Annotated in this window: 11 protein-coding genes and 1 tRNA gene; 1 reads left to right on the top strand and 11 read right to left on the bottom strand. The window is 64.4% G+C overall.

All coding sequences use genetic code 11. The features are described 5' to 3' along the window. Nucleotides 1–66: 66 nt before the first annotated feature. From AAW51_RS10665 to AAW51_RS10640, 6 genes are all read right to left on the bottom strand, one after another. Nucleotides 67–1341, bottom strand: coding sequence for a terminase large subunit domain-containing protein (locus AAW51_RS10665; protein WP_047194606.1), 1275 nt, complete (start codon nucleotides 1339–1341; stop codon nucleotides 67–69). Next, nucleotides 1328–1882, bottom strand: coding sequence for a helix-turn-helix domain-containing protein (locus AAW51_RS30725; protein ID WP_238947822.1), 555 nt, complete (start codon nucleotides 1880–1882; stop codon nucleotides 1328–1330). The genes AAW51_RS10665 and AAW51_RS30725 overlap by 14 nt, the downstream gene beginning before the upstream one ends. Then, entirely contained in the window at nucleotides 1872–2411 is a 540-nt protein-coding gene (locus AAW51_RS10655) for a hypothetical protein (RefSeq protein WP_047194605.1), read from the bottom strand. Before AAW51_RS10655 ends, AAW51_RS30725 begins: the two co-directional genes overlap by 11 nt. A gap of 202 nt (nucleotides 2412–2613) precedes the next feature. Then, nucleotides 2614–4737, bottom strand: coding sequence for a hypothetical protein (locus AAW51_RS10650; RefSeq protein WP_157359779.1), 2124 nt, complete (start codon nucleotides 4735–4737; stop codon nucleotides 2614–2616). Next, on the bottom strand, nucleotides 4712–5014 hold the full coding sequence (locus AAW51_RS10645) for a hypothetical protein (RefSeq protein ID WP_157359777.1): 303 nt from the start codon (nucleotides 5012–5014) through the stop codon (nucleotides 4712–4714). The genes AAW51_RS10650 and AAW51_RS10645 overlap by 26 nt, the downstream gene beginning before the upstream one ends. 218 nt (nucleotides 5015–5232) lie before the next feature. Beyond that, nucleotides 5233–5305 (bottom strand) — tRNA-Asn (locus AAW51_RS10640). 838 nt (nucleotides 5306–6143) lie between these two features. Here AAW51_RS10640 and AAW51_RS10635 point away from each other — a divergent pair. Then, nucleotides 6144–6575: a hypothetical protein gene (locus tag AAW51_RS10635; RefSeq protein WP_047194602.1), complete on the top strand. Its 432-nt coding sequence runs from the start codon at nucleotides 6144–6146 to the stop codon at nucleotides 6573–6575. Between the two features lie 214 nt (nucleotides 6576–6789). Here the strand turns inward: AAW51_RS10635 and AAW51_RS10625 are convergent, their stop codons facing one another. From AAW51_RS10625 to AAW51_RS10610, 5 genes are all read right to left on the bottom strand, one after another. Next, complete coding sequence (locus AAW51_RS10625; protein ID WP_169788005.1) at nucleotides 6790–7866, bottom strand: ABC transporter substrate-binding protein; 1077 nt, start codon at nucleotides 7864–7866, stop codon at nucleotides 6790–6792. Nucleotides 7867–7901: 35 nt separating this feature from the next. Next, a complete protein-coding gene (locus AAW51_RS29875; protein WP_157359775.1) occupies nucleotides 7902–8336 on the bottom strand; it encodes a hypothetical protein in 435 nt (144 codons plus the stop codon). 250 nt (nucleotides 8337–8586) lie between these two features. Beyond that, nucleotides 8587–8886, bottom strand: coding sequence for a phage protein NinX family protein (locus AAW51_RS10620; protein WP_083438682.1), 300 nt, complete (start codon nucleotides 8884–8886; stop codon nucleotides 8587–8589). A gap of 3 nt (nucleotides 8887–8889) precedes the next feature. Continuing rightward, the gene (locus tag AAW51_RS30435; protein ID WP_047194599.1) at nucleotides 8890–9222 is read right to left on the bottom strand and encodes a helix-turn-helix domain-containing protein; all 333 of its coding nucleotides are present in this window, start codon (nucleotides 9220–9222) and stop codon (nucleotides 8890–8892) included. Between the two features lie 229 nt (nucleotides 9223–9451). Beyond that, nucleotides 9452–9694, bottom strand: a complete 243-nt coding sequence (locus AAW51_RS10610) for a hypothetical protein (RefSeq protein ID WP_047194598.1) — start codon at nucleotides 9692–9694, stop codon at nucleotides 9452–9454. Between the last annotated feature and the right edge of the window lie 203 nt (nucleotides 9695–9897).

The raw sequence follows: 9897 nt of genomic DNA, 5'->3' as shown, positions 1-9897 counted from the left end.
GGTTCCACGCGTCCTGCATGGCGGAGACAGCCGGGGAGCACTCGGCAACGGATTTCGTCATAGGCATCAGGCCCGGAGGCTCGAAACGGTGGCGGTGGGGCGCGCGATTGGCCAGTGATGGACGAGGAAGTAGCCGCCGGCGTCGTTCGGGTGGTCATGGCCGGTTTTTTTGTCCGGCTCGCCGTGCGTGTCCAGCGGCTGCTGCTCGAGCGCCTCGGTGTAGACCGGGCAGGTGCGGGTGTTGACCTTCAGCCGGCGGACGCCCATGTCGTTGAGGATCAGCGCGTTCACGGCGTTGACGCGATCGCGGACGGCTGGGTTCTGCGTGCTCGCCTGCACCATCAGCCCGGCCTGGCGCAGGATGGACAGGTCGGACTCGCTCGCGTTCTTGCTGCTGGTGTTCTTGCCGCTGGCGTCCGGGTAGACGACCAACTCATGCCCTTTCGCCTGGTACCGGTCCTTCAGCATCTGCGCCATCGTCGGCGTATCCCGAACTTCCGTGAGCTCGGCCACAGCGTGCGGTAGCCCGTCGCGCACCACGAACAGGATCGCCGCCATCTTCATGACGTTGAAGTCCATGCCGACGTGCAGCACGTCGCCGGGCCTGATCTGGTCGTCGGTGTGGTTGAGCCGGCGGTCGAAGTTGGGGTAGACGCTGCCGCTGGTCAGGTTGGTGAAGCGGCCTCGGATGTACGCCTCGATCAGCTGCGGCGGGTAGCTGGCGCGCAGCGACGAGATGTAGTCGGCCGGCAGGTTCTTCGCGTTCTCGTAGGTGCTCGCCTGCACCAGGCCGTAGAGCGACGCCAGTTCCGGGCGCTCGCGCACCTGCTTGACGAACTGGTCATAGACGAACTTGAAACCCTCGGGGGTAGTCGTGACGCTCACCCCGTTTACCAGGCCATCCTCGGTCTGGCGCAGGCGGGCAATGATCTTGCGCCACGCCTGCTCGGCCTTCACCTTGGTCAGGATGTCCAGCTCGTCGACCAAGGCCCGGCCGATCTTGAACCCGACGATCGTGCCGGGGTTCTCCATCGAGCGGCAGATCACGGTGCTGCGGTACTCGCCGGCGGCGTAGAGGTGAACCTCCTTGTTGCTCTCGTTGAGGTCGACCTCGAGGCCCCAGTCCGCGGCCACCTCTTCCATCGTCGGGAAGAAGATGTCCCGGATCATCGGGTACGTCGGGGCGAAGTACCCCGCGTTGACGCCCGGCCACTCCCACGCAAGCTTGCACAACTCGGCGCAGCCCGCCCAGGTCTTCCCTACACCGAACCCGCTGACAAGTGCCTTGAACTTGGTTTCAAGCGCGAGGAATCTGGCCTGCGGCCGGTTAAGCGTCGGCATCCGGGATACCGGCGTCGACCACATCGACGGCCACGCGCGCCGGTCTGGGCCGCTGCTGCCGCTGGATCTCCTTCACCGTCTCCTTGTTGGCGCTCAGCAGGTTGATCCCGATCGTGCTGGACTCGTTGGCCATCTTGGTCAGCACCGCCACGTCCTGGAGTGCCTTGCGGCTGTCGTCGTCCAGCGGCGAGACGTCGTCGATCTCCTGCACCTTGGCGTGGGCGATCCCAGAGAGCCGGTGCGCCGTGGCCGCACCGTAGTTCGCCGCGCTGGCCAGGTGCATGGAGATCGACCGTAACTGCGCAGCGAGGTCGTGCGCGGCAATTTGCGCGGAAATGGGCAACGCCTTCAGCGCCTGCTCTGTTGCAACCATTTGATTTGCAACGTCTTTCACCTTTCCGTGCAGCGCGGAAAAGCGTTCGCGGATGGTCGACTCTGCGACCCCGTATTCCTTGGCGAGTGCCCTGCCCTTCTCACCTGCCAGCAACCGGCGGCCGATGTCTTCCCATTGCCGCTCGGTCAGCTTTGACTTACGCCCCATCGCAGAAGCCGGCGCCGCGGAACCGGCCCTCTTGAACGGTTGTGAGGCCGGAGATCGCCGGCTTTGCATTCGGGCTCGGCGTCTTCTTGCCGGCCGGCGGGAGCGAGGGGAGGTCGAGGAGGTTCGGCAGCAGCTTGGCGTGCTGACGCAGCCATTGCAGCGCCTGATCGCTGAAGTGCACCGTGCTCCCCTGCTCGGCCATCCTGCTGGCTACCGAGCGCACCGTCTCCGCGTTCTGGCGAGCGTTGGTCTGCGCTTCGCTTGGCGTGCGGGGCGGCTTGTTGGGGCCCGTGCAGATTTGAAGCGCGGGGGGCGGCGGCAGCACGACCTCGACCTTGACCCGCCCGTTGGGGACCGCGTGCCGGGCGAGCATGCGCTGCACGGCCTCGTAAGAGAGGGGCGGCATGCGCTGCTCGCCGTGCTCACCGTGCAGCCACCGGCGCCCGCCCGCCACCGGCCCGCCGGTGGCGTACCTCGGTTCGCCTGCGGGCGGCAACGGATCGCCGGGTTTGCGGAAGGTGTTCGCCATGGCGCTCTCCTGGTTGGGGTGCCCCCGCCTGCCGCCCTCCGGGTAGGGAGGCTACCTGGCGGCTCGTTCCACATCGGGGGACTGCCGGTGTTTGCCCACTGACCGGCTTACGGGCCGCGGTTTCCGATCCACGGCTCGGCCTCCCTTGTTGCCTATGGCCCGGGCGGCCGAAGCGGCGAGGCGGGAGGATTGAGGTTGGGGGTTACGCGGCGAGGGTGGTCCTGGCCTTCCACACGTTGTCGACGGTGAATTCCCACTCGGTGGGCTGCCCGGCGGCCGGCGCGATTTCCTTGGCGATCGTCCCAGGCACGACGTTGGTCGCGGTGGGCGCGCCTCGTGTGTAGAGCGTGGGCGGGGCCTCCGGGTCGATCATTGCCACCCAGGCGACGCCGGCGCTGTCGGCAGCCGGCGCCTTGACGTTGCCGATCGAAAGCCGAGCGCCTTGGAATCCAGCCCTGAACCGGTACTCCAGCTCGATCAGCTTCAGGCCGGGCTTGTAGCAGGCGAGCTCGTTGCCTTGCTCCATCAGGAGCTTGAAGCCGACCCGGCCATCCGCAATCGTGCCGATCGCCAGTTTCAGGTCACCCTTGACCAAGGCCAGGATCTTGTACGTCTTGCCCACCTGCCCGCGCAGCGGCTGCCCGATCTCACCGGGCCCGCTCGCCCAGTTCAGCAACAGCACCGGGCATTCCGGATCGGTGGTGTCGTACTTCGCTGACGTGCCGGACCACAGGGTCCAGTTCGACACGTGGCTGCCGGTGTACGTCTGCCCGCCCGTCAGCCCTGAGAACTGGCCGTTGCGCAAATGGCTCGGCCATGCTGCGACGTTGAGGATCAGGCCGCCATGCAGCGTCGCCGGGTCGCCACCGCGCACCATCACCCGGGTGCTGCCCGTCGGCACGCGCACCAGCTGGGTGTGTGTGCTGCGATCGCGCTTGATCGCCTCGGTGTCATCGCCGTTCGGTTTCAGATCGACCGTCTGCGAGGTGTGCAACCGAGTGGGCGTGCCGCCGTTGTCGGCCCAATAGCTGATGAACGAATCCTTGTAGTCCGTCGTCAGTTCGTTGTGCGTCGTGTTGTGGCACCACTGCGTGCGGAGCAGCCACTCCTGCCCGGGCTGGCCCGGCACGGAAACGCTGTTGACGGGATCGCTCGCCGGCGCAGGGAACAAGGCTGCGCTTCCGTCTGTGTCGTAGAACCTACCGACCTTGTTGCCCATCCCGAGGTTCAGGATGGTGCCGAACGAGCAGCGCTCGTCGATGTGGCAGTTTGTTGACTTCGGCCCAAGGACCAGCGACGTGCCAGCACCGGCGACGCCCTGCATCAAGACGCCGCCACTGTTGATGTAGATCGTCCCTGCGCGCTCGAACTGCGTCGTGCCCACGAAGGACACGCTTGGCCCGCCGGCGTACTGCATCGAGCGCTCGAGGCCGCCAGTCGTGTGTCCGTCGATCACGCCGCCGAGAGCTCCCTCGTCGTTTGGCACCGACTCGAAATTGCAGCCGTCGAACAGGATCTCGCCGCTGTTGCCGCAGCCGAGGTGGAAATACTTGCCCGCGATCTCCATCATCTTCAAATTGCGGGCCCGGAAACAGTCCATGAGACCGGTCCGGATGCCGTTGAACACCCGCTTCGTCGAGCCGTTCGCCATGTCCCCGACAACCGAGATGTTCTCGAGGTACACGAGCGACATGCCGTCCATGTCGAGCAGGTACGGCCAGTCATCGTTCAGCAGCGTTTTGCGCTCCGCCAGGGTGGTCCCGGACACGCCCGGCGAGAGTTCGGCGCCGTTGAACCCGATGTTGCGCATGGCGATGCGGGTGACGTTCGTTCGCTGCGCGCCTGACCAGCCGACCGGGTGTGTTCCGGCGAGTACCTCCGGGTGGGTCGGATGCCGGTACGTGCCCAAGCTGCTGTAGGTCGTGAAGGCAGGGAACGGACCGATGGGACGGAAGTAGATGTATCCGTACCCGAGCCCGAAGTCGCCCTCGAGCAGGGTGTCGTTGCGCCAGCGCAGAGGCTCGCTCAGGAACACCACCCCATGCCGCACAGAGCAGAGCTTGATCCGGTACTTGCGATTCGCGCCGACGTCGTTGAGCGCGGCCTGCACCCGCTGTGTCTGCTCTTCAGGCGTGTCGGCGTTCGACATGTCGAGCAGGATCTCGACGGCATCGCGGAAGTGGTCGCGTAGGCTGGGAAACATCCCTTTGACGCGAGACGCCTCCGACACCGTGAAAAGAGAGTCGCCCGGCGCGCTGCCACCGGTTTGGCCGCCGCCGGGGAGTCGAGCGATTGCCATCTCAGACGCCCTCGGTGAGATGAACAACGCCGGAGACGCTCGCGTCTTGCGTCGCAAATGCCAGCCGCTCTCCCGGCTTCCAGCCGTAGAGCCGGTACTGGTTCCCGGCAAGCAGCAGGATGTCTTTGCCCGTTCGGTCCGCAGCTGGGGCCGTCTTGCCCTTGCGCACGTAGGTATTGACATCAACGGTCACCAGCGCGGAAGGGGCGTCCAACGCCGGCGACATCACACTCGCATTCCCAATCGGTATGCGGTATGACTTCCCGCCCTCGTCAACGCAAAGGGACAACTCGGTCATGTGCATGGCAGGTCCTTCGGACGGCGCCAGGTACTGCTCGGCGTGGGGGGGTGAGGAGGAGAGGTGGGCGGGACCGAGGCTCAAGAGCAGAACCAGGCGCATGGACGTGCTCATGTGCTACGCGAGCGAGCAACTGCGGCATTGGTGATCGCCGGCGCTCTTGGCCTCGGGCCCAACCGGTGCGCATGACGCCGAGCGGCGCACGCGCGGAAGGAATGAGGGGGCTGTGGAGGGTGGGATCGAACCACCGAACGCCCGGTTAACAGCCGGGACCCTTGCCGCTCGGGTCACTCCACAACGAGGGCGCGGCAGCCTTCGTGAGGCAGCGCCAGAAACGCGAAAGCCCCGCGGCGTGTCTGCCGAGGGGCTGGGTTGGTGCCCTCAGGTGGGCTCTCACCACTCGTCAACGAGCACCACTGGCTCGACTTACGACGCCCCCTTAACAGGGGCAGGGGCCTAGTCCTTGATGGTGGCCGGCGCTGATCTCGGCTTGCGTGTCTTATGGGGTTAGCGCGTCCGCCCTGACTCGCGCATCAGCACTGCGCATTCACCATCACGGCTGCGGACCGGACCGGTCTCCTAGATGCCGCCCTAGACCCTGCCGAAGCATTCGGGCGCCGGACTCTTCAGGCTTCAATCCGCACCGGTGATGGTTGATGGTGGCCGGGCTCGCCGGCTGTCTAGGCGCAGGTCTCACAGGGCGCTATTGCCATCGCGCCAGATGTGCGTGTTCTCTCTCCACGCCGCACCATCAGCGCAGCACGCTGACCCGGCTTGCTCCGATCTCTCGGCTGTCGGGCGGACCCTTGCGGGCTGCCAACAACGCGCTGCGCTGATGGCCCAGAAACGCAAAAACCCGCCGGAGCGGGTTCTGTAGGGGCGAGCAATCCCATCCAATCTGCGCGCCGGCTTGCGGCGTTCGAGGGCACGGCCCTTGCGGATTTTCAGGATTCCGGCTCGCGGCCGGGGTGCTCTGCCTTTCTGGACTACCGCCATTATACGTACATTGCCAGTTTGTCAACCTTGGACAGCACGGCTCCCCCCAGATGAGGCAATGCGTCACATCTCCTGACGCCGCGCCCAGCCGGCCGTGCCACCATGTGTGCGTCCGCTAACAACCCATAGGGAGGTGTACATGGCGAATTTCGACAAGTTCTTCGACTACTTCCGGGAGAACATGGAAGCGCTCAACTTACCGGCTCCAAAGGAGATGTATGGCAACGTGACCTTGGCCCTGGGAAGCGTCACGGCCCTCGAGATGTACATCCAGAAGTACGGCTCCAAGGTTACGGTGCGCGAACTTCTCGGCGCCGGCCTTCGAGCCGATAAGCTGGTCACTCTGGGGGCAATGCAGGCGTCGTACTACTTGGGAGCCGTGATCGGCAGCCTGGGCGTTGCGACAGCACGATGCATGGGCAATGGCTTGACGCTGAGCGAGATTCTGTTTTCAGCGTCCCACGCAGGTGTCAACACGGCGCGCGTCGCGGGCCACTTGGCGCGGCACCCGGAGATATACGACTCGCGGATGCCTTCGAGATCGAACTACGCAGCGCGGGCCATCGCATGAAGACGGTTCGGGACAGGGCTGCGCTACTCGTCGCAGGGGTCATCGCAGCGGCTTTCGCTTGGGGCTCGCTCGCCCTGCTGACCAGATGGCTGGGCAGCGGGGGAGCGTCGATGGCCCTTCTGCTGCTTCTCGTTGTCGCGCTGGCGGCCGACAACCGGTCGCTTCGCAAGCAGTTGCGCGAGCACGGCGTTGAGCCGCGCTGGGGGAAGCATCGCTAGATGCGGAGCGTCCCGTCATTGCTCTTGTAGACCACCTGCAAGTGGCGGAAGCCGACACGCTTCTCGTCGAACAACACCCCGAGCCCGCCCACGTTGAGCGGGCGCCTTTCGAGCCACGACAGCAGGTCTTCGCGGCTCTGCGCCTTGCTCAAGAATAGCGCGCTGGCAATCGTGGAACCGTAGAAGAAGCCCTCGAACGCCGTCAGGCTCTCTGCCAGCCCGTCACGCCCCATAGCAAGCTGCCGAAAGTCGGCGGCCAGGGCTTCACGCGCAACGCGAGGCAAAGGAAAGGCCGAGACCATGCCGAGACCGGTGGCCACCTTCATGGGGCTCGAGCCAACTTGGCGATTCGCCACGAAGCTCATCGCGAAAATGGGACCGAGAAAGCTGTGCTCGTTCCTCGCGAACTCGAGCGCTGAGAGCATCGGCCGGGTGATCATCAGCAGGATGAGACCGTGGGCGCCGGGCGTAGCCAACAGCGTCGCCGTCCTCTCCCTCACGTCGCCGCCATTTCGATCTGCGGCAACGGATCGATGTATGGCAAGTTGCAGGCGCACCGCCTCGCGCTCCAAGTGGTGCAACGCCGCTTGGCCGAAGCTGTCGTCGGAGTACAAGACGGACACTCTGGAAAGCCCCGCGCCACGGACCATTTCCAGCATTCGCGTGATCTCTGCCTCATATGACGCCCGGAGATGAAACACTGTCGTGGACGCCTTTCGCAGCGTCTCAGCGCCCGATCGAATCCCAATGATGGGTAGGCCAGCCTCCTCGGCAATCGGAAGGCAGGCCTCTGCGTGAGGGGTGCCGACGATTCCAGTCGAGGCGAGTATGGTGCGATCCTTGGCGAATGCTTCAATGTTCCTGGCAGTCAGCGCCGGATTGGACCGGTCTTCTTCTACCAACACACGGAGGCGGAAATCGTATTCATCTTCTGCGCGGTCGAATGCGAGCTGGTACCCGGTTAAGAGGTCGCGCGCAACTTCACTTTGAACCCCCTCCATTGGCAGCGTCAGCGCAACTCTTGGCTTCGGTGCGGCGCTGACCCGCCTCGGGCAGGCGAGTTGAGCGACCAAGGAGCACCCAGCAACGCTTAAAACTTTTCGTCGTTTCATCGCGCCCCCGATAAAAGTTCCGTGTCGCAGTTGAGGGACCGAACTACTGCGATAGCCTCCCGTGAATCAAGGCCCACAGCTTCAGCGCGACGAAGGACGTCGTTCAATCGAACCGCGTATGTACCGGACAGTTCATTGCCGTTGCAGAACTGCGACTTCTCGGTGGCGGTCATGTCGACCCATAAGGCGGGGACGCAGTGCGAAATCTCGAGGGCCACCAGGGCATCCCGGTCGCTTATCCCCGCCGCCCGGGTTTGATTGAGGGAGCGGGACATCCAGCGGGAATACTCTGCCGAGGCCTCATAACCGTCACCTCCGCAAAAGGTTGCAAGAAACTCGCTCTTTGGCTTATCGAAGCGGATTGTTTGTGCATATGCCACTCCGCCTGTTGCGAGGAGCAATGCGAGTGCTGCTGACAATTGTTTTGTCATGCTAAATCTCCTTCGGATGTGAACATCCATCGCGTCCGGTGGCATGTTGCGCCACGAACGTTCTCCGATCAGGATTGATCCCGAAGAAGATTAATCCGTATTAACGGCGATGTAATCTGAGAGAAATAGCAGAGACAATATACCCGCGAGGGATTTACTCAATATCAGGAGCGTCTGATTGCCACGCTGCTTTTGACCAGAAATTGGAGCAGTGAGATCACTTGTCGGTCTCCGGGTGCAGCGCCGGTTCTCATCCCGGCACCTCTTCGCCAAACTTCGAGGCGACGTAGGCGCGCATTGCGGCGGTCAGCGCTGAGTCTCCAGTTCCTCTCAGGTCGCCCGCGCCGCAGTAGGCGACCCAGAACGGCTTCCCCGCGGAGCCCGTATGCAGCTCAATCCGCTCCCTCTCGATGATTGGGCCGCCGACGCTCCACTCCGTTGAGTACGGTTGAGGGATGCCGCGGATCACCAGCCCGGGGTCGCCGCGCTCAGCCCGCAGCACCCACAGGTCCAGCTCTGCGCCTTCTAGCTCGCTTACCTTCTTGCCCATCACTCATCCCTCCTGCCTGGCTGCCACGGCGTGATCGAGCGCGGCGGCCGTCAGTTCGTCGAGAAGCGCGGCCGCCTCTGCCTTCTGTCGCACCATCTCAGCCACCGGCCCGCCGTCGAGGCACGCGGCAATCTGGCCCAGCACGCCGAGGTTGACCTTCGTCGCCGCCGAAATTGCCACAGCCTCGGCAAACCCCAGATCTCGCAACCCGTTCTCGGTCCTGCTCAGCGAGCTCGGGTGCACGCCGGCCACCGCAGCCAGACCTGCAGACGACAGCTGCGCCGCCTCACGCAGCGCTCGCACTGCCATACCAACCGCTACCCGGCTCGGTTTCATCACTCCTCCAGCCACTTCACGACTCGCTCGACAAGCGGCACGTGCTTCGCCTCGAATAGCTTTCCCGAGGCGCCGCAAGGCCCGAAATCCTCGCTCTGTGACCGCCACCTTGCGACCGCCTCGAATAGCTCGCCTTCGGGGTGCCGGCATCGGTGATACCGAGGAAACTGGCCATGCGAGAAGTGCTTGCACGCCGAGCACCATCGCTCCTGTCGGGCCTTCCTATCCATCAGCCTGCACCCATCTCGCGCGCCTCGTTGATCGCGTCGGCAAGCGCGAACTCGATTTTCGTGTTCCGACCCTCGGCCCATACTGTCGTGCCCGACTTCCGGTCGAAGCAGATACGAACCCGGTAGGCATCCCCCCACGTCGAGTCCACGCTCACCTTGCCCAGATGCTCGGCCTCATGCCACAGGGAGTCGAGAGACTGGGCCGAGACGAGGACGGTCTCGGTCGATGCGAGTAGCTTCATGGTGTCTTCCTTTCCGCCAGCGCGGCCAGGCGCTTGAAATCCCCCCTGGCTCGCCGGAGCCGGGCGGCGAAGCGAGCGCGGTCCTGCAGATCCCAAGGGGAGGCCGAGCACCAGCACTTCAGCACGTCACCGCCTGGTAGTCGGCGGCGCATCGTCCAGACCCAAACGCCGTAGTACGAGTCGAATTGCTTCGTCCAGTAGCT

Origin of the sequence: Caldimonas brevitalea (genome assembly GCF_001017435.1) — a bacterium.
GTDB classification, from domain to species: domain Bacteria; phylum Pseudomonadota; class Gammaproteobacteria; order Burkholderiales; family Burkholderiaceae_C; genus Caldimonas; species Caldimonas brevitalea.
Note: the sequence above shows the minus strand (reverse complement) of the source record. Positions and strands in the feature narration are given on the sequence as shown.